We start from the raw sequence: 18,780 nt of genomic DNA on the forward strand, positions 1-18,780 counted from the left end.
AGCGCGCCACTACAGTGCAGCTCATGGCCCTGACACCGACGGTGCAGCGAAACGCCGTGTCGGAGGGCATCGCGCTCGGACTCGTCGCGTGCGGTCGCGGTGTCCTGCCCCTCGACACCGGCCGGCTCGGCGACGCGTTCGAGAGCGCCTGGCGGACCTGGGTCCACCGGGTGCGGTTCCCGCAGATCGAGACGGACCTGTCCGACGGCGAGGACGGCGCGTCAGCCATGACAAAGGCCGACAAGCCGAAGGAGGCCTGGGCGCTGTACTGGGCAGAGGTCGACGGCGAGCTACTCATCCAGGCGCGGCAGCCCGACTGGTCGCCCGACGACCCCGAGGACCTGAACTACGCCGCCGTGGTGATCGACGGCGACGTCGCCCTGGCGGACTGGGCAGCCCTGGCGCGAGAGTTCCTGCGGCATTTCGATCAGTGACGCGCATCGCGACCGACCGGTGAACATTCGCGGAAAGCCACTGTCCTCACCTCTTCCCGCGAAGTTCCTGACCTCGTTTCCCCGAACGTGCCAGATGGCACAGAACTCGTCCACGGAATCGGCGAGCATGGGTACGAGGAGAGAATTCGAGGTCAGGAGCGAACGATGGCGAGCAACTCGCGAACGGTGATCCACGCGGAATGGGTGCCGAGGTCCCAGGCCACCGCTCCCCTCGCGTTCCCGCCGCACCCGCCACTGCAGTCCGGTGGCTGGTACCACGCCTCGATGACCGAGGCGCCCGGTCCGGGCCGGCCGCCGGTCGCCGTCCGCACGCGGAAGTCCGTCGGCGTCGCCGTGGTGCTCGGGGTGCTGTTCGGACCGCTGGGCCTCTGCTATCTGTCGCTCGCGTTCGGCCTGACCGCCGCCGCGCTGACGGCGGTCGTCGTCGGCTACACGGGACTCCCGGCGCTGCTGCTCCTGTGGCCGCTGTCCGTCCTGGCGGCCGTGAAACTGAGCGCGCGTCAGGACCAGGAATATTCACGCCGCGCCCACCACGGTTTCTCCGTGCGCTCAGTGACCGAGCATTGACATTGCCTCCTGTTTTGAGTGTGTGTGGTCACATAGGCTTTGAAAATCGGCGTTACCGAGTTGGGATCGGGGCCCCTACGCGGTGCCCAGGAGAGATGCGATCTTGATGAAGAAGCGCCAGATGAGCCGGCTCCGTATCGCGATCGTGGTCGGTGCGGCACTGGCGCTGGTGGGCGTGCTCGTGACGACCGCCGCGCTGTCCTGGCACGTCGACGACGTGTCCGCGACACCGACCGGCCGCCCCACCCCGGGCACGACGTCCACGTCCACGACCACGAGCGCGCCACCGACCACCACAACCACGACCACCGGCCCCGCGGCGACCACGACGACCACGAAGGCGCCGGCCGCGGCCGCCACGCCGGCGGCGGGCTGCGCCGACCCGGCGTTCTCGACGTCGGAGGGCGACGACGGCTGGAGCGTCGGCGACTACTACGTGCAGAACAACATGTGGAACGTGTCCAACTACACGGTGTCGCAGAAGCTGGTCGCGTGCTCCGCCCAGAACTGGTCGGTGACGACGACCGCGGACGACGACGAGGGCGACGGCGCGGTGAAGACCTACCCGAACGTCCACAAGGACTACCACGACTGGGACTCGGGCAAGGAGCCGCCGCTGCGCCAGTACTCGAAGCTGACCTCGACGTTCGCGGCCACGAGCCCGCACACGGGCGTCTACAACGTCGGCTACGACATCTGGCTCAACGGCGTGCCGGGCGACCGCGAGATCATGATCTGGACCGAGAACTACCGCCAGAGCCCCGCGGGTGAGCGGGTGGCCGGTGGCCTGTCGTTCAGCGGGATGACGTGGGACCTGTACGCGACCGACGACAACGAGTACCTGGCGTTCGTCCCGTCCCGGCCGCTGACCAAGGGAACACTGGACCTCAAGGCGTTCCTGGACTACCTGGTCGGGAACGGCCGCGTGCCGGCGAACTCGACGCTGGGACAGATCTGCTACGGCGTCGAGGTCGTGTCCACGGGCGGGAAGCCGGCCACGTTCCGGTTCACGGACTTCTCGGTCACCGACCGGTAGCGCCCTGTCACGAGGCCAGCTCGCCGCTCAGCATGGCGACCATGCTGTGGGGTGCGTCGGCGCCGAACATGACCGGATAGAGGTCGTCTCCCGCTTCGGCGGCCGCGCGGGCGAACATGGCCTGTTCGAACTCGGCGAACGCGGTCTCCACGTCGTCCGGGTGGGCGACGATGGACCGGCCGAGCTCGGCGCCGTCCAGCATGGCCAGGTTGGCACCCTCGCCGTTCGGTGGCATGAGGTGGGCGGCGTCGCCGAGCAGGGTCACCCCCGGCACACGGTCCCAGCGGTGCGCGGCCGGCAGCGTGAAGAGGCGGCGCAGCACCGGCGGGGTGTCGCTGTCGGTGATCAGGGCGGTGAGCTCGGGGGCCCAGCCGTCGAACTCCTCGACGACCCGCGCGGTCACGGTCGCGGCGTCGGTGATGTCGGTGTCGGCGAGCCAGTCCCGCGGCTTCAGCAGCTGCGTGTACGTGTGCAGGGTCCCGCCGCTCTCCCGGTGAGCCAGGATTCCCCGGCCCGGCTCGAGCGCGAACAGCGACCCGCTGCCGACCACGTCCGCGGCGGCGGGATGACGGGTGTCGCCGTCGAACAGGAAGGTCTCGACGTTCGAGACGCCGACGTAGGTGGGGGTGGCGGCGGAGAGCAGCGGGCGGACCCGTGACCACGCGCCGTCCGCGCCGACGAGCAGGCTCGTGCCGACGGTGGTGCCGTCGGCCAGGCTCACCTCGTGGCGCCCCCCGCCGACCGCACGCATGCCGGTGACCTTGTGCCCCCACCGGACGACGTCGTGCGGCAGCGAGTCGAGAAGCAGCCGCCGCAGCTCGCCGCGCTGTACCTCGGGCCGCTCGCCCGTGCCGTCGTCGGGCAGGTCGAGCAGGACGGTCCCCGACCGGTCGAGGACCCGGTAGGACTCGCGGCCCGGCAGGATGAGCTCGCGAAACCCCTCGGTCAGGCCGGCCGCGTCGAGCGCCGGTTGGCCGTTCCACGGGTGGATGTCGAGCATCCCGCCCTGGCCGCGCGCGGCCGGCGAGGGCTCGGCCTCGTAGACCGTGACCGGGATGCCGTGCACGTGCAGGACGCGGGCCAGCACGAGACCGCCGAGGCCGGCGCCGATGATCGTGACGGGTGCGGTCATGGTGTTCCTCCCAGAACTCGTTGGATTGCCACTCCAACCAAAGTTAGCACGACTTTGGATCGACAATCCACTCGTGGCACAATGACGCCTGTGACGAACAGGACCCCGCGGACCCCGCGGCGCACGGACGGGCTGTCGAAGGAGCTGATCGTCCGGGCCGCGACCGACATCCTCGACACGGAAGGTGAGAACGCGCTCACGTTCCGGGTGCTCACCGCGCGCCTGAACACCGGCTACGGGGCGATCTACCACCACGTCGCGAACAAGAGCGACCTGCTGGCGTCGGCCACCGAGGAGGTCATCGCCGGCGTCATGGCCGGCGCGGTCATCGACGCGGAGCCGCGGGCGGCGCTGCGGACCGTCGCTCTGGGCCTGTTCGACGCGATCGACGCGCACCCCTGGGTCGGCGCCCACCTCTCCCGGGAACCGTGGCGCCCGGCACTGCTGGAGATCTACGAGAGCATCGGCAGCCTGCTCGACGCACTCGGCGTCCCCGAGCAGGCGCTCTTCGACGCCGCGGGCGCGCTCGTGAACTACGTCCTCGGCGTCGCGGGGCAGAACGCCGCGAACGCCAGGGTCCTCACCGACGGCGACACGGACCGGTCGGCCTTCCTGGACTCCATCGCGGCACAGTGGTCGAACCTCGACCCCGACCGCTACCCCTTCCTGAACAAGGCGGCGACACACCTGCGCGAGCACGACGACCGCGAACAGTTCCTCGCCGGCGTCGACATCTTCCTGGCCGGTATCGCGGCCCTTCGACAGCCGGCCCCCGCACCGGCCACCGGCGGAGACCGGAGGTAGTCCTTTCGGCCGGGGCGACGCCGGTGCGCGCGTGTCGCGCGAGGTTGGGTCGACCGAAAGTACTAGCCGGATTTCCGTTGTCGTGCAAGGGTTCCACGTATCACCATAGGCTTCGGTCATGGTTTCGTCAGCGAGCAGACTCACCCCACCCGGCACCATCGTCGCCGCGTTCTTCGGTTTCCTGGTCTCCACCGTGGGAGCCCTGGCCGCGGCCGGGTTCGTCCTCTCGGCGCGGCAGGAGATCGTCGACGCCGTCCGTCGCGCGAACACGCGGATGACCGACGACGAGGTCCAGAAGGCGGCCACCATGGGCCAGGCCCTCGCGGTCGGCGTCGCCGTGGTGATCGCGTTGTTCTACCTGTGGCTCGCGTTCCGGCTCAAGGCCGGGCGCAACTGGGCGCGGGTGATCCTGACCATCGTCACGCTGGTTCAGGTCGCCTCGCTGTTCGTGACCAGGGGCGGCTCGGTCGCAGGCTATGTCGCGTGCGGGGTCGCGGTCCTCGCCACGCTGCTGAGCTACCTGCCGCCGTCGGAGTCCTACATCAAGCGGAAGGCCTGAGCGGACGCGAGAATCAGATCATGACCGCAGCCGGACCGCCGGCACGACGCAGTGTCCTCGTCGCGGAGATCGTCGCCATCGGGGTGGCGGTCTCCGTCGACATCGTGCTGGCACTCCAGCGAACCGCGCATGCCAACGGGTGGCTGTCGCAGCTGTCGTCCGTCGGGGCCGCGGCGGCGGTGCTCGCGGTGCTCAGACGCCGGTTCCCCGGCCGGATCGGACTGCTCGGGGCCGCCGTCGCCGGGCTGTCCTTGTTCAGCACCACGGTGACCGTCGTCGCCGAAGGGATCGGTGTCACGGCGGCGCCCGAGCCGTTCGTGACCGAGGTCCTCGCCGCGGCACTGATGACCGGTGCCGTGTGCCGGCGGTTGTCGCCCGTGCACGCGGCCTCGCTCGCCGCCGCCTCGGGGGTGGCGGTGGTGGCCGCGCCCGTGGTGCGGTTCGGCATCGGCTCGACCATGGCACTGTTCGCGGTGCCGGCCGCGTTGATGTGGGGCGTGGCACTGGCGATCGGGGTGATCCTGCGGGACGCCGACGCCCGCCACCAGGCGGAGGTGGAGCAGGTGCGCACGAACGAGCGGCTCGAGCTCGCCCGTGAGCTCCACGACCTGGTGACGCACTACATCAGCGGGATCGTCGTGCGGGTGCAGGCGGCCAGGTCGCTCAGCGGGCGGCAGGGCATCGCCGCGGAGGACCCGGTGGACGTGTACGTCGACGTCGAGCAGGCCGGCGCGGAGGCGCTCACGGCGATGCGCAAACTGGTGGGAATGCTCAGGAACAGCCACTTCGCCGTGCCGCTGCCCAGCTCCCGCCTCGGGGACGTGATCCGGTCCGCCGCGCCACAGGCCACGGTCGACACCGTGGACGATGTCGGCTCCCTGTCCGTCCCGACCGACGTCGCCAGTACCGTCCACCGTGTCGTGCTGGAGGCCACGACCAACGCGCGACGGCACGCGCCGCGGGCGGAGGTCACCGTGCAGGCCCACCGGGAGGACGCCGAGCTGGTGCTGCGGATCAGCAACGACGGGGCGTCCGGCCCGCACCGGCCGGCCGGCTACGGGCTGACCGGGATGACCGAACGGGTCGCCGCGCTGGGCGGTGTGCTGACGGCCGGGCCGCAGCCGGGTGACGTGTGGCTCGTCTCCGCACGGCTGCCGCTCGACCCAACTGTCCCAAGAGGAGTCTGATGCCGATCCGAGTCCTGGTGGCCGACGACCAGACCCTGGTGCGCACGGGATTCCGGCTCATCCTCAACGCGGAGCCGGACATCGAGGTCGTCAGCGAGGCGGCGGACGGGCAGGCGGCGGTGCGCCTGGCGCGGAAGCTGCGGCCCGACGTCGTACTGATGGACCTCAAGATGCCGGTGCTCGACGGGATCCGCGCGACCCGGATGCTGGCCGGCGCCGACGTGCCGGACCCGCTGCGCGTGGTTGTCGTGACCACGTACGACATCGACGAGAACGTCTACGCCGCGCTGCTGGCAGGCGCGTGCGGCTTTCTGCTCAAGGACGCCGGCCCCGCACTGCTCATCGAGGCCGTGCGTGCCGCGGCCAAGGGCGAGGCGATGGTCTCGCCGTCGGTGACCGTGCGGCTGCTGGCCCATTTCACCAGGACTTCGGGCCCTCCCGCGCGGGAACCGGTCACCGCGTCGCTGACCGCCAGGGAGCTGGACGTGGTGCTCGCCGTCGCCGCGGGGAAGACCAACGCCGAGATCTGCGCGGAGCTGCACATCTCGCTGTCCACGGTCAAGTCCCACCTGGCGAGCGTGCAGGGCAAGGTCAACGCCCGCAACCGCACCGAGATCGCCATCTGGGCCTGGCAGCACCAGCTCGTCAGGTGACGCGGACGACCACGGTGCGCGCGACCATGTCCCCCAGCCGCTGATGTCTCGGCGTCGCCGCGATGAGCACCGCGCCCACCAGACCGAACGCCATCCCGTCGACGACCATCATCAGCCACCGCACGAAGTAGTCGCGCAACGACGGTGTCCCACCGTCGATCGCGACGATCCGCAGTCCCAGCCACCGCATCGCCGGCGTGGCGCCGCCACGCCTGTGCGGCCACCAGATCTCCGACCACAGGGTCCCGGCGAAAATCGTGAGAACCCAGATCCCGAACGGGACGTACACCAGCCAGATCCCGTGCACCCCGGCGTTCGACACCAGGATCGCGGCGCCCAGGACGAGCGCGAAGACCAGCACGGACAGGAGAACCACGAGCACCAGGTCCAGTGCGTACTGAACGTACCGGCGCACCACCACCCCGGTACGGGCATCCGTCGTCACGGTCACAACGAAAATGATCCCGAACAACGGCGATCCCCGCTCGACGAGCGGAGGAACCCTTTCCCGGCTGGGAAAATCAGCACCGCGATCGACGTCGTGCGCGGCGGCCGGTCCGCTACCGGGGTCCCCATCCTCAGCTCACGCGACGTCCCGCACGACTCGTCGCACCGCCTCCAGTGAGGGGGTCGCGGGACGCCCCAGCAGGCGGGTCAGGTCCTCGCTCGGCGTGGCCGCCCAGCCGGCACGGAACGCGGCGTACAGCTCGAGGAGCTCCTGCACGGCGGCCTCAGGGAAGCCGCCTTCGACCGATGCGGCGCGGAACTCCGCGTCCGGCGTCGGGCGGTAGGCGACCTGTCCGCCCGTCAGGCGGGATGCCAGTGCCGCCAGGTCGTTCCAGTCGATGGCGTCCGGGCCGGTCAGCTCGTAGGTGGCGCCGTCGTGACCATCCGAGGCGAGCACGGCCGCGGTGGCGTCGGCGAGGTCGTCGAGCGCCGCCGGGGTGGTACGCGCGGCGCCGGCCGGCGCCGCCAGCACGCCCGCGGTGAGGGCGATCCGCACGTCGCGGGCGAGGGCGGCCGCCAGCCCGTAGGTCTGGCGCAGGACGGTCCACCGCAGTCCGCAGGTGGCCAAAGCCTGTTCGGTCCGCGCGTAGTCCTCGACCCGTTCGGGGCGATACGCCTCCAGGCGGGACCAGCTCGTGAACACGACGCGGCGGGCACCCGCGGAGACCGCGCCCTGGATGACGGCCTCCTGCTGGCGGGCGCGTTCCCGAGGCGGGGTGCCGTAGTTGGTCGCGTTGAGCAGGACCGTGCCCGCGCCGGCCAACGCCTCGGTCAGGGTGGCGGGCTCGTCGAAGTCCCCGTGGCGGACGGTCACCCCCTGCCCGGCGAGGTCGGCGGCCGCCGACGGCCGTCGTACGCTGGCGACGATCCCGCCGGCGGGGACGGTGGTCAGAAGTCGCTGCGCCACACGGCGGCCGAAGCTGCCGTTGGCGCCGGTCACGACGATCATGTGTGCCCTCACGAAGGTCCGGTAAAGTGGGGCGTGCGCCCCGGATAGGACGGGACTATACGGGGCGCACGCCCCGCTTGTCACGTACGGAGCTGAACCATGCCTGAACAGGCCGCACCACGCCGCCACCCTCGCGCGGACGCGCTCCGCAACCGGGAGCGCGTGCTCACCGCCGCCCGCGAGGCGTTCGCGACCGAGGGGCCTTCGGTCAGTCTCGATGAGATCGCCCGGCGCGCCGGGCTCGGGCCGGGCACGCTACACCGGCACTTTCCCACCAAACGGGCACTTCTCGCGGCCGTCATCGCGGACAGCCTGGGGTCACTGGCCGACGCGGCAGCGGATCTGGCCGGCGCGACCGACGCGGGTGCCGCGTTCTTCACGTTCTTCGACCGGCTCGTCGACGCGGCCCACGACCACCTCGCCCTCGCCGCGGTCTTCACCACACCCGACGAGATCAGCGACGCGGCCCGCGAAGCCGGAATTCGCCTCACCGCCAACATGCGCGTCCTGCTTCACCGTGCGCAGGAAGACGGCGCCGTCCGTCCCGACATCGACATCGACGAACTGCACGCGATCATCGCCGGCGTCCTCACCATCGAGCAGCGCCTCCCGTCACCCGCCTCGCGAGGCCGCGGCATCCGCGTCATCGTCGACGGCCTCAGGTACCGCGGGTAGGTTCGCGGGCTCCCGGCGGCGAACCGGGAGCCGTCGAACGTCCGTGGCGTCTGTCGGGACCAGCTACGCGCGGCCCACGCCTCAGCAGGTGCGGCACTCCCGGGGGACCCAGATGGTGAAGGTGACGCTGCCGGCCGAACCGGCCGTGTCCCGTGCGGTGACCGTCACGGTGTAGAGGCCGGCCGTCGCGATGCCGGAGATCAGGCCCGTCGACGGGTTGATGCTCAGCCACGTGCTCAGCCCGGTCGCCGACCACGTGTACGGCGAGGCGCCGCCCGTCGCGGTCAGCTGGAGCGCGACCGGATCGAACTCGACGAGCCGCTGGTTGCCCGGGTTGGCAACGGTGACCGCGCTGACGGTGGTGACCTGCGTAGGCTGGGCGGCGGCCGAGGTCGTGGTGACCACGGCCATGGTGAGTGCCACGACGACGGCCACGAGTAGTCCGGCTGGTCGCCGGATAAGGGAAAGTCTGTCCATGACGGCTATCTTGGGCCGCCGGGCCCGGCACGAAAACCGTTCGGACCGTGGTTGCGTTGCACGGCCTACCGGAATGAGCCGGTAGAGCCACCACCTGTACAACCAAGACGCGCTCACGTCGTACGTCGTGGGCGCCGGGTCATGATGTCGGGGACCGGCTTGCGATGATGCTGGCCGTCAGTTGATCACGGCACCGGGAGGAAGCGAAGTTGGTCGCGGTACGAAAGGCTGCTCTCGCCGGTCTGGTCGTGGTCAACGCCGCCGTGGTCGCGTGGATCCTGTTGTCCTTCCGGGACGGGGTGCTCGGCAGCGCCTACCGCATGGATCTCGACGTCTACCGGGTCGCCGTGGACGTGTGGTGGCGGGGCGGTGACCTGTACGGGAAGCTGCCGACGCTGCGGAACGGTTGGGAGCTGCCCTACATCTACCCGCCGTTCGCGGTCGTCGTGCTGACGCCGTTCGCCGTCGTGCCTTTCTGGCTGGCCAGCGCGGTCTTCGCGCTCGTCACGATCGCGGCGTTGGCGCTCGTGCTCGTGCTGGTGCTCCGCGCGCTGGAGGTGCGCCCCACCGCACTGCTGGTCGGCGCGCTGCTGCCGGTGTCGCTGGCCCTGGAGCCGGTGCGCGAGACGCTGTACTTCGGCCAGGTCAACGCGTTCTTGATGGTGCTGGTCGTGGCGGACTGCCTGGTCCGCTCCCCACGCTGGCCGCGCGGCGCGCTGGTGGGCGTCGCCGCGGCGGTGAAGCTGACGCCCGCGGTCTTCGTGTTGTTCTTCCTACTGCGCGGCGACCGCCGGGCCGCGGTCACCGCCGGCGTGTCGTTCCTGTGCGCGACGGCCGTCGGGTTCCTGGTGAGCTGGTCCAACTCCGTGCGGTTCTGGACGCACGAGGCGTTCTTCTCCTCCCAGTTCCGCGGCATGTCCAACGAGATGAACCAGTCGGTCAAGGTGTTGCTGGTGCGGTTCGGGGTGGACCCGAAGGTGCTTTGGCCACTGCTCGCGGTCGTGGTGCTCGGCGTGACCGCCGTCGGCATGCGACGGGCGTTCGCCGCGGGCTGGCCGACCTGGGCGATGAGCCTCAACGCGCTGGGCACGCTGCTGGTCTCCCCCGTGTCGTACTCGCACCACTGGGTGTGGATCGTGCCGATCCTGCTGACCGGCGCCGTGTTCGCCTGGCGCACCCGGCGGGCGACCGCGATCGCCGCGGTCGCCGCCGGGACGCTGCTCTTCGTCCTCGCCCCACACTGGTGGTGGGACCCGAAGGCGCCGTGGCACGTCTGGCGCCTGCTGACCGGAAACGCCTACGTGTGGGCCGCGGCGGCCGTGCTCGTCGTCGCCGCGGTGCCGCATCGGGTGTGGCGTCTTGCTCCTCGCCGGGGGAACCGGACCGGCCCGGCCGGCGACCGCGACTCCCCGCCGGGCGTGTCAGCTGAGCTGTGACCAGGCCTCGTTCACCACGTCCGCGACGGCTTGCGGATCCTTGACGAGGTCGCCGTTCGCGTGGCTGACGGTCACGGTCAGGTCCTCGCTCGTGCGTAGGCAGGTGGCCACGAACGTCTCCCCCGACGTGAGGTTCCGCACCGCGCACGACACCGGACCGAACTCGACCATCTCCTCCGGGGGCTTCTCGACGTGGAGGTACTCGGGGTCGGAGTAGGCCACGTACTGCGGCGACGCGGTCGGCGAACGCACGACCTCCAGCGAGAACATCGAGTCGAGCTCCTCGTTCCCGTACTGCTGCACGACCGCGCCCGCGCCGTCACGGCTCGCCGACAGGCGGGCCGAGCTCTCCTTGTCCCATTTGGCCTGGCGGTCCACCACCTTCGACATGTCGCCGCTCTTGCCGTTGCGCTCGCGCACCTTCTGCAGGTCCGGGTACCGGTAGTAGTCGCCGAGCCGCGCCGGCGCCGAGACGGCGACCGACGAGCCGCCGACGGCGCCACCGTCACCGCCGAACAGCAACCATGCGCCGCTCGCCACGGCGGCGCCGACGACCAGTCCGATGACGGCGGCGAAGACCACGGTCGCGCGACCGCCGCTCGGCGGCGTGGGTGTCCCGGCGCCCTGCGACGGCGGCGGGAACTGTGGGGACCACCCGCTGGGCTGCGGTTGCATGGACACCGGATCTCCTGTTCTCCCGGCACCGGCGGCGAGTCGACTCGACACCTGGTCCGGGGCCTCCGGTCCGCGACACACGGACCCAGGCTCAAGCTAGCGGTGGTTGTCGGCCGACGCAGAGGGAACGGCGGAGTTGCTCGACCCGTGGCCGGAGGGTCCGCTCACTGGTTGCCGGGCAGCCGGACCGTGACGAGCAGACCGCCGGCGGGGCGGGGTGTGAGGTCGAGGGTTCCGCCGTGCGCCCGGACGACGCTGTCCACGATGGCCAGCCCGAGGCCGACGCCGGCGTGCTCGTCGGTGCGTGCGCGTGCCGTGCCACGCTGGAAGGGTTCGGTGAGGGTCGGCACCAGCTCCGGCGGGAGCGGGCGGCCCGTGTTCTCGACCCGCAGCAGGCTCGCGTCGCGCAGCGGTTCGGTGTGGACGGTGACGGCGCCGTCCGCGGGGAGATTGTGGACGATGGCGTTCTGGACAAGGTTCGTCACCATCCGCAGCAGGAGCGCCGCCGAGCCGACGGCCGGTGTCGTCCCGCCGGTGACGTCGAGCGTGACCCCGCGCCGTTCGGCGAGGGGCAGCAGCGTCTCGGTGGCTTCCTCGGCGATGAGGGAGAGGTCGACGGCCTCGCGGGTGAGGATCCCGTGGTCGCCGCGGCTGAGCAGCAGGAGGGCCTCGGTGAGGTCGATCGCCCGCGTGTTGACGGTGTGCAGGCGGTCGATGAGCGCATCCCGGTCCCACGTGGGGTCGTTGCGGGCGACGTCGAGGAGGGTCCGCGAGATCGCCAGCGGGGTGCGCAGTTCGTGGGAGGCGTTCGCGGCGAACCTCCGCTGCTCGGCGACGTGCGACTCGAGTTGTTCGAGCATGGCGTCGAACACGTCGGCGAGCTCGCGGAACTCGTCCTCGGGGCCCGCCATGCGAATCCGGTGGGACAGCGACCCGTTCGCGGCCATCCGTGCCGCGGCCGCGATCCGGTTGAGTGGTGCGAGCATCCGGCCGGCGAGGAGCCATCCTCCCAGGAGACCGAAGACGAGCAGGAAGCCCAGTGCCGCGGCCGCGGGCGGGGCGAAGACCCGCAGGAGGATGTCCCGGTTGGGTGAGAGCCCGAGCAGGCCCTTGTCCTTGTCGGGCACGTTGAGCAGCAGGAAGACCCATACCACCGCCATCAGGACGGCACCGGCGATGAGCAGGAACCCTGCGTAGCTGATGGTGAGCTTCAGCCGGGCGCTGAGCCCCGGGTGGCTATTCACGAGCGCTGCCGGCGCCGGACACCGTGGCGATCATCAACACGCGCACCCCCGGAGCCTAGGCGGGAGGGCATATCGCCGGCATATGCGAACCGCTCGGCGCCCACCGCGGTCCGGTGGGCGCCGAGCCGGCCCGTCAGCTCCGCCCGGTGACGGCCTGCACCTCCCGCTGGAGGATGTCCTGCAACGGCGTGCTGTCGCTGTTGCTGAGGACGACGCCCACCCAGCCGGTGTCCGGATAGATGTTCCAGCTGGCGGCGCTGCCGGGGTTGACGCCGGCGCGCCCGAACAGCCACTGCCCGTTGACGATGCCGACCGCCATCAGGTAGGCCCCGAACGACGTCTCCGCGGAATTCGCCCGGCGGCCGCCCGGGTCCTGCGCGGCATGAGGGATCTTGGCCGCGGTGAGCACCTCGCCGTAGGGACGGTCGAGCACCGTGCCGTCGTACAGCGCGTGTGCGAACCGGACCAGGTCCGGCGCGGTGGCGAAGCCGTCGTAGTCGATGAAGCTCCGGCCCGGGTTCTTGCCCAGCTCGTACGGGTACGGGCTGCCCTTGTCCAGGTTGCGGACGGCGTCCACCTCGCTGCCGTCGGCCACCGTCATGTACGAGTGCGCGATGTGCTCGTCGGTGAGCCACTGGGGCCTGGTGTAGAACGCCGAGCCGGTCATGCCGGCCCGCCGGAAGATGTTCTCCTCCACGTAGTCCCAGTACGTCATGCCGGTCACGGCCTCCACGATCTGCACGGGGATGCCGAAGTTGGCGCCGGAGTGGCCGTTGGTGCCCGTGCCGGGGGCGGCCACGAGCCGCGCCTGCCGGGTCCACTGCTCGTTGTACTGGTGCACCTCCTCCCGGCTGTGGAAGACGCGTTGCAGGTCCTGCTCCGGGGTCTCCAGCCCGGAGGTGTCACCGAGCATGTGGTGGATGGTCACCTGATCGGCGATCTCGGGGGCGAAGCCCGTCAGGTAGGTGCCCACCGTGTCCGTCAGCTTCACCACGCCCTGCTGCACCAGTTGCAGGACCGCCACCGCACAGAAGGGTTTGGCCGCCGAGCTGATGCTGACCGCGACGCCCTCGTGGTTGCGGATCCCCTTCTCCCTGTCGGCCATCCCGTAGCTGCGGGACAGCACGGTCCGGCCCCGGTGCGACAGCAGCACCACCCCGGAGAACCTGCCCTGGGCGGCCAGTTCCGCCACGTACCGGTCATAGGCTCCACCGGGCCGGGTGTCCGGCGGGACGCCGGCGCCGGCCGAGGCCGGGTCGGCGTGTCCTGGCCGCGCGCCCACCAGCGGCGCACCGGCCGCGACCACGCCGGCGGCCGCCAAACCGCCCCACCCGAGCAACCGCCGCCGGCCGACACCACGTTCGGAGTCCGGGTCCAAGATCACGCTCCCTTCCTGATCGACGAACCGACCGTCTGACGCGCTGTGCTCCATCCCCCCACCGAAGCCCCAGGACCGTTGCCACGCCGTATGCGATTTTCGATACGCCCGCGATACACGGACGTGCTGTCTCTTCCCACTACCTGTTGATCGAGCCGGCAGCGCGGAGCTGGCGGTCCATCCGGTCGCGGATCAGGGTCAACTCCGCATGGTTGACGCGAATCGACTCGTTCTGGATGGCGACCTCCGCGGCGGTCCAGGCAGCCACGAGGTGTGTTCGTGACTTGCAGCGCACATCGGCCTCGGCGGTACGCAGTTCCTGCTGGCTCGGTGCGGCCGTGCCGATGTCGAAGGCAGCCAGTGCGGCGAGCGGGTCGCTGTGGGAATAGCCGGTCGCGGACATGCACCGTGACCATTGCCCGACGGCGGCACGCACCGACGGAGCTGTTGCCGACTGGTTGAACGACTCCACGTTCAGTTGGTGGACCAGCGTGAAGTCCTCCCCAGGGCCATTCTCGTCGAGAGCGCGACGTGCCTCCCCGAAGCAGCCACCCTCCGGGATCGGCACACCACGATAGGAGCCTGCCCGCTGCGACGACGGCCGAGAGACCGGCACTCCTGAGCGCAGGCCCGACAGCACCCGCAGCTCGTCGGGGCCGAGAGGGGACGACCGGTGACGTTCCGACTGAGCCTGTGCCACCGCCTGCGGACTGTCCGGGGGGAGGTGATAGCCGTACCGTGCCGCCGAGCGAGCGTCCGTCACCCCATAGCGCCGGTCGAGCAACCGCACGTTGATGGCCGGCGGATGCTGGCTGTCATACGGAAGATCGAATCGTGCCATGCACTGACGCGTGACATCGGAAAAAGCCTTGTCGATGAAGTTCGTCTGTTTGGCACTGAACATGTACGACTCGATGGGAAGCATGGGTAACGATGAATTACTTTGGGCCAGAATCGGTTCGGACCGGGCCGGCTGCCTGGAACCTGTGGCGGTCGCCGAGCAGGCTGTCACCAGGATCGCCATGACAACGGTGATTGCCGCCCTAACTGTTGCCCTACGACGTGCATACACAGTCTCCTCCAGGGTGACAGAATACGAGATGCGCACTCTTGGGTCGACAGAATGCGCATCATCGTCTATGGGCTCCGCGTTCAGACACAATACAGTTGCGATCGATTCTCATTGGTCAGCGGACCGAGACTGCCCAACGCGTAGCCGTTCTGCGGGAAAGGCAACAAGGTGACGAAGCTGCCGCCGAAGTTTTCGTCGAAATAGATATTGTACCGACAGTCGCTGTCGAAGTTCGCGGCGGACGCCGCATTGTTCCAGACCCGGGTGCCGACGCCATCGGCTCCCGGCGCACCTTCGAAGAAGGTCGCCGGGTTTGCCAGGTCGGGTACGGAACCCGGCACGCCTTCCGCCGCACCGTCGAAGTCATTGTTGTACCAGTAGCACAGGTCGTTGGACAGGCATGGGTAATGACCCGACCCCGAGTCGGCGGACGCCGGCGCCGCGTTGACGGCCACCCCTGCCACAGTCAGTATGGCTATCGCGAAAATTGCGAGTCTTCGGGTACGCAGGATTTTCATACTTTCTCCCCACGATCAGCCTGGCCACCCCATTAGCCGCCCACGAAGCCACGCGTTCCGATGAGGAGTGGGTCCGATTGGGCAATGGTGTCGGCTAGGCCCGAATGTTTGAGACACTCCGCCGCCGGCAAGTTTTATAGGGAATCTATCCTGAGCCGGCGACTCGGCAATGGGAAGCGTACCGGGTCAGGACCATCGGCGCGGGACCCTTTTCGCTCAGGCGAAAACCGTTGGGTCACGAACGCGGCAGAGTGCTTATCAACAACGAGTTCCCGAGAGCGGTCGTGCGGTGGAGGACGCTACCGGCGACTCGAGTGCTGGTGATCAGGCCGGCGTTGCGGAGCACGGTGGTCTGTTTGCTGGCGGTGCCGACCGACGTGCCGAGGTGTTGGGCCAGCTCGCTGGTGCTGCGGGATTCCAGTAGTGCCCGCAGGCTCTCCGCGCGGGTGCGGCCGAGGAGGGCCACCAGGCCGACGGGCACATCCACGTGTCCGTCGATCGGGTCCGCGCGTTGGTGGGCCTGGTACACGAGCACGGGTGGCAGGGCGGGGTCGATCCAGGTGATCGGGTTTCCCCAACAGAAGAACGCGGGTATCAGGATGATGCCACGTCCGTTCAACCGCACGGTCCGAGTCACGGGGTACCGGGTCCGCAGCACACGGTCATCCCAGCTCAGCACGCCCGGCAGGCTGCGCAGCATGGCGTCCACCCCCTGCGTGGACCACAACCTGAGCCGCCTGGTCCGTTCAGCGGCCACCCGTTCCTCGATGTGCCGCCACGCGGGTTCGACCAGCAGGTGGTGCGCGATCCGGGTTGCCTTGACGAGGTCCCGAAATGACCGGCGGTCACCGCAGGCCAGTGACCGGGCCTGCGGCGAGGGAGCTCGTCGGTTGAACGCGGCGACCACATCCGCTCGCAGGTGCGCGGGCGACACGCCCGACAGCAGTTCGCATGCCCTGTCGATGTGCGAGGCACCCTGTAGCGGAGTCAGGAAGTCCGGGAAGTCTCCGGACGCGGCCACCAGCGACCGCAACGATGCCACCGCGTCCCAGGATGCGCGGTCGACCGCGATCCGGCGAGTGAGCTGTTGTCGCCACGCCATGAACGGCAGATCTCCCGAGGCGCCCTGCGCCATCTGTAGACCCAGCACCAACTCCCACATGAGATCGACATCCTCGGCGAACCGGATTCTCCGCAGGTCTTCGGCCCCGAACACCAGCCGCAACGTCATCAGGCCCCCCTGGTAGTGCTTGGTTATGTCGGCGCGCCGGTTTGTTCGTCCTTTGTGGATGGTGGTTGTGTCGCCGGTGTGACTTCCGAGGAGGTCGAGCCGGTGGGGACACGCCAGGCGGTGACGGTTACGGGGTCGTCGATGGCGATGTGGCCGGGCGTGAGGACGGTGGCCTTGAGGCCGAAGCTGACGCCGTCGGGTTCGCGACGGTAGTCGGCGAGGGTGCGCAGCGGTTCGGGGCCGCGGCGGTGTCCGGTGGCCTGGTCGGTCATGGTCATCGCGCAGCGGATGGCGCGTTCACCGAAGCCGATGCCGGTGGTGCCGACGGTCATGCGGTGCACGCGGTCCTCGGTGTGCGGGTCGGGCCAGCCGGTGATGACGATGTTGGGGCGGAACCGGGTCATCGGCACCGCATTGGCGCCACGGCGGCGAATGCGGGCGTTGAGGGAGTCCAGGGAGGACTTGGAGACGATCAGCAGCGCGGTGGGGTCGGGACGGCGGGCACGCACGGCCCTGGCCGGTTCACGGACGAGCCGGGCGGGCCTGCCCAGCACGTCACCCAGCCACCTCGCGGCGTCGTCACCCTGGTCGATGCCGGCCCCGGGCCACTTCTCGACATCGACGTCGACGGATCGGGCCGCGTCCGTGACGACCTCCACGGTCAGGTCGTCCGCGTCCGGAGCGCCCAGGAGGAGCGTCGTTCCGGTGTACCCGGCCCGGATCGTCGCCATCCGCGGCACCGCTCCCTGCCACACCATCGCCCCGTCCGGGCCGACGATGGCGAACAGGCGATCCCCCGGCAACCCGGTCATGGTGACCTCGGCCTGATCCAGCGTGACCCCGGCACAACCCTTGACGGGATAACACGTCAACGCGGAAACGCACGCCACACGACCAAAAGTACCCGCGCGGCCCGGACGGCAGAAGGCCGTGACGCCAACTCGGAACTCCATGTTCCCTGGCGGACAACGGATTGTTCCGCTGGACGCCGCTGCCCACCGTCCGCCAGAATCGACGCGCGACGATGGGGGTCAGCGGCTGATGAGCCCGAAGATGTCACGACCGGCGGACGAGCCCGACGAACCCGAGGAGCTCGCGATACCGCCTGGCCACGTCCCGCTCACGCCGGGTGTGCGGCCGGCGTTGAAGCGGCCGGAACCGCTCTCCCTGTGGTGGAAGCTCGGCGGCCTGGCCGTGGTGTTGGCCGCGACCGCCGGCACGATCGTGTACCTGTCCCAGCCGGCGGACCCCCGCGGCTCCCCACGGGGCACGGCGGAGGTGGTGGCCCAGTCGATCAGCGGCAGCGACGTCCACGCGTTCAGGTCGTACCTCTGCCACGCCGACGAACTGACTCCGGACACGATCCGCGAAAACGTGACCAACACGGCACTCCAGGCCGGCAAACTCACCGTCCTGGAGGTCTCCGACGAAACCCTGCACGCCACCAACAGCCTCGCCAGCGCCACGCTGACCTCGAGCCGGCGCCCGGACGTCGACATCGTTCTGCTGCTGAGGAAGCAGGAGGACAGTTGGTGCCTGGCCAGCCTCTCCTACTGCCCCCTCGCCAACGACACCACGAGCGACTGGCTCACCCCGGACCTCTCGGGATGCCGAACCCGGCCGGGCCGTGGCCGCTGACGCACCGGGCACGAACCTCGGCCCCGTCGCCTGGCCACCCGCGCCGATCAGGACCGAACGGCTCGTGCTCCGTGAGCCAGAGGCGCGGGACCGTGCGGCGGTCATCGAGTTGTTCGCCTCGCCCGAGGTGGGGACCTACCTCGGTGGCCCTCGGCCGCGTGCCGAGCTTGAGCGCTCCGTGCCCGCGGTGCCCGGGCGACGGCCTGGCCTCTTCGTGGTCGAGCTCGACGGAGCGATGATCGGCATGGTCACGCTCGATCGGCGTGACTCGGCGCGTCCTGGTCACCTCGGTCCGGATGCCGGGGAAGCCGAGCTGGGTTACCTGTTCCTGCCGGCGGCGTGGGGATTCGGGTACACCGCCGAGGCGTGTGCGGCCGCGCTCGGCTGGTTCGCCGGCGCGCTTCCCGGCGAGCCGGTGGTGCTCTGCACCCAGACCGCCAACGACCGCTCGGTGCGTCTCGCGGCGAAGCTGGGATTCACCGAGGTGGAGCGGTTCGAGGAGTTCGGCGCCGAGCAGTGGTTCGGCGTGTGGTCCCCGGTCACGCCACCTGGTTGACGGGGGTGACCGAATCCGGCAACCCCGTCAA

At 70.0% G+C, this 18,780-nt stretch carries 22 protein-coding genes; 11 read left to right on the forward strand and 11 right to left on the reverse strand.

Annotated elements, in window-relative coordinates; genetic code table 11:
* Window positions 1–23: 23 nt before the first annotated feature.
* From VET29_RS18900 to VET29_RS18910, 3 genes are all read left to right on the forward strand, one after another.
* Window positions 24–434, forward strand: a complete 411-nt coding sequence (locus VET29_RS18900; protein ID WP_324922086.1) for a hypothetical protein — start codon at window positions 24–26, stop codon at window positions 432–434.
* A 165-nt stretch (window positions 435–599) separates the two neighbouring features.
* A complete protein-coding gene (locus tag VET29_RS18905) occupies window positions 600–1,022 on the forward strand; it encodes a hypothetical protein (protein WP_324922088.1) in 423 nt (140 codons plus the stop codon).
* 121 nt (window positions 1,023–1,143) lie between these two features.
* A complete protein-coding gene (locus tag VET29_RS18910; protein ID WP_324922090.1) occupies window positions 1,144–2,058 on the forward strand; it encodes a GH12 family glycosyl hydrolase domain-containing protein in 915 nt (304 codons plus the stop codon).
* Window positions 2,059–2,065: 7 nt separating this feature from the next.
* Here VET29_RS18910 and VET29_RS18915 read toward each other — a convergent pair whose 3' ends face one another.
* Window positions 2,066–3,190, reverse strand: coding sequence for an NAD(P)/FAD-dependent oxidoreductase (locus tag VET29_RS18915; RefSeq protein WP_324922092.1), 1,125 nt, complete (start codon window positions 3,188–3,190; stop codon window positions 2,066–2,068).
* 81 nt (window positions 3,191–3,271) lie between these two features.
* Here VET29_RS18915 and VET29_RS18920 point away from each other — a divergent pair, with 81 nt between their 5' ends.
* The 4 genes from VET29_RS18920 to VET29_RS18935 all read left to right on the forward strand — a co-directional run bounded on the left by VET29_RS18920 (window position 3,272) and on the right by VET29_RS18935 (window position 6,393).
* On the forward strand, window positions 3,272–3,994 hold the full coding sequence (locus tag VET29_RS18920) for a TetR/AcrR family transcriptional regulator (protein ID WP_324922094.1): 723 nt from the start codon (window positions 3,272–3,274) through the stop codon (window positions 3,992–3,994).
* Window positions 3,995–4,112: 118 nt separating this feature from the next.
* Window positions 4,113–4,553 carry a hypothetical protein gene (locus VET29_RS18925; protein ID WP_324922096.1) on the forward strand — a complete coding sequence of 147 codons (441 nt, stop codon included), beginning with the start codon at window positions 4,113–4,115 and terminating at the stop codon, window positions 4,551–4,553.
* A gap of 20 nt (window positions 4,554–4,573) precedes the next feature.
* Complete coding sequence (locus tag VET29_RS18930; RefSeq protein WP_324922100.1) at window positions 4,574–5,740, forward strand: sensor histidine kinase; 1,167 nt, start codon at window positions 4,574–4,576, stop codon at window positions 5,738–5,740.
* On the forward strand, window positions 5,740–6,393 hold the full coding sequence (locus tag VET29_RS18935) for a response regulator transcription factor (protein ID WP_324922103.1): 654 nt from the start codon (window positions 5,740–5,742) through the stop codon (window positions 6,391–6,393). Before VET29_RS18930 ends, VET29_RS18935 begins: the two co-directional genes overlap by 1 nt.
* Here VET29_RS18935 and VET29_RS18940 read toward each other — a convergent pair.
* Window positions 6,386–6,844: an RDD family protein gene (locus tag VET29_RS18940; protein ID WP_324922105.1), complete on the reverse strand. Its 459-nt coding sequence runs from the start codon at window positions 6,842–6,844 to the stop codon at window positions 6,386–6,388. The genes VET29_RS18935 and VET29_RS18940 overlap by 8 nt on opposite strands.
* A gap of 132 nt (window positions 6,845–6,976) precedes the next feature.
* Entirely contained in the window at window positions 6,977–7,861 is an 885-nt protein-coding gene (locus VET29_RS18945; protein WP_324922107.1) for an NAD(P)H-binding protein, read from the reverse strand.
* A gap of 87 nt (window positions 7,862–7,948) precedes the next feature.
* Here VET29_RS18945 and VET29_RS18950 point away from each other — a divergent pair, with 87 nt between their 5' ends.
* The gene (locus VET29_RS18950; RefSeq protein ID WP_324922110.1) at window positions 7,949–8,524 is read left to right on the forward strand and encodes a TetR/AcrR family transcriptional regulator; all 576 of its coding nucleotides are present in this window, start codon (window positions 7,949–7,951) and stop codon (window positions 8,522–8,524) included.
* 81 nt (window positions 8,525–8,605) lie between these two features.
* On the opposite strand, the gene VET29_RS18955 is transcribed toward VET29_RS18950, so the two are convergent.
* On the reverse strand, window positions 8,606–9,001 hold the full coding sequence (locus VET29_RS18955; RefSeq protein WP_324922112.1) for an Ig domain-containing protein: 396 nt from the start codon (window positions 8,999–9,001) through the stop codon (window positions 8,606–8,608).
* Window positions 9,002–9,210: 209 nt separating this feature from the next.
* Here VET29_RS18955 and VET29_RS18960 point away from each other — a divergent pair, with 209 nt between their 5' ends.
* Window positions 9,211–10,437 (forward strand): glycosyltransferase family 87 protein, encoded by a 1,227-nt coding sequence (locus VET29_RS18960; RefSeq protein ID WP_324922114.1) that lies wholly within the window; start codon window positions 9,211–9,213, stop codon window positions 10,435–10,437.
* Here the strand turns inward: VET29_RS18960 and VET29_RS18965 are convergent.
* The 7 genes from VET29_RS18965 to VET29_RS18995 form a co-directional block, all read right to left on the reverse strand.
* Entirely contained in the window at window positions 10,423–11,118 is a 696-nt protein-coding gene (locus VET29_RS18965; RefSeq protein ID WP_324922116.1) for a hypothetical protein, read from the reverse strand. The two genes, VET29_RS18960 and VET29_RS18965, sit on opposite strands and share 15 nt — an antisense overlap.
* A 158-nt stretch (window positions 11,119–11,276) precedes the next feature.
* Window positions 11,277–12,356 (reverse strand): HAMP domain-containing sensor histidine kinase, encoded by a 1,080-nt coding sequence (locus VET29_RS18970; RefSeq protein WP_324922118.1) that lies wholly within the window; start codon window positions 12,354–12,356, stop codon window positions 11,277–11,279.
* A 133-nt stretch (window positions 12,357–12,489) separates the two neighbouring features.
* A complete protein-coding gene (locus VET29_RS18975) occupies window positions 12,490–13,740 on the reverse strand; it encodes a serine hydrolase domain-containing protein (RefSeq protein WP_324922121.1) in 1,251 nt (416 codons plus the stop codon).
* Window positions 13,741–13,873: 133 nt separating this feature from the next.
* The gene (locus tag VET29_RS18980) at window positions 13,874–14,758 is read right to left on the reverse strand and encodes a hypothetical protein (protein ID WP_324922123.1); all 885 of its coding nucleotides are present in this window, start codon (window positions 14,756–14,758) and stop codon (window positions 13,874–13,876) included.
* 128 nt (window positions 14,759–14,886) lie between these two features.
* The gene (locus tag VET29_RS18985; protein WP_324922125.1) at window positions 14,887–15,324 is read right to left on the reverse strand and encodes a peptidase inhibitor family I36 protein; all 438 of its coding nucleotides are present in this window, start codon (window positions 15,322–15,324) and stop codon (window positions 14,887–14,889) included.
* Window positions 15,325–15,559: 235 nt separating this feature from the next.
* Complete coding sequence (locus tag VET29_RS18990; protein WP_324922127.1) at window positions 15,560–16,555, reverse strand: winged helix-turn-helix domain-containing protein; 996 nt, start codon at window positions 16,553–16,555, stop codon at window positions 15,560–15,562.
* Between the two features lie 23 nt (window positions 16,556–16,578).
* Window positions 16,579–17,445 (reverse strand): MOSC domain-containing protein, encoded by an 867-nt coding sequence (locus VET29_RS18995; protein WP_324922129.1) that lies wholly within the window; start codon window positions 17,443–17,445, stop codon window positions 16,579–16,581.
* Between the two features lie 163 nt (window positions 17,446–17,608).
* Here VET29_RS18995 and VET29_RS19000 point away from each other — a divergent pair, with 163 nt between their 5' ends.
* Together VET29_RS19000 and VET29_RS19005 are read left to right on the forward strand one after the other, a co-directional pair.
* Entirely contained in the window at window positions 17,609–18,193 is a 585-nt protein-coding gene (locus VET29_RS19000) for a hypothetical protein (RefSeq protein WP_324922131.1), read from the forward strand.
* A complete protein-coding gene (locus VET29_RS19005) occupies window positions 18,183–18,749 on the forward strand; it encodes a GNAT family N-acetyltransferase (RefSeq protein WP_324922133.1) in 567 nt (188 codons plus the stop codon). The genes VET29_RS19000 and VET29_RS19005 overlap by 11 nt, the downstream gene beginning before the upstream one ends.
* Window positions 18,750–18,780 lie beyond the last annotated feature (31 nt).

Source organism: Actinophytocola sp. (assembly GCF_035634895.1).
Taxonomy (GTDB): Bacteria; Actinomycetota; Actinomycetes; order Mycobacteriales; family Pseudonocardiaceae; genus Actinophytocola.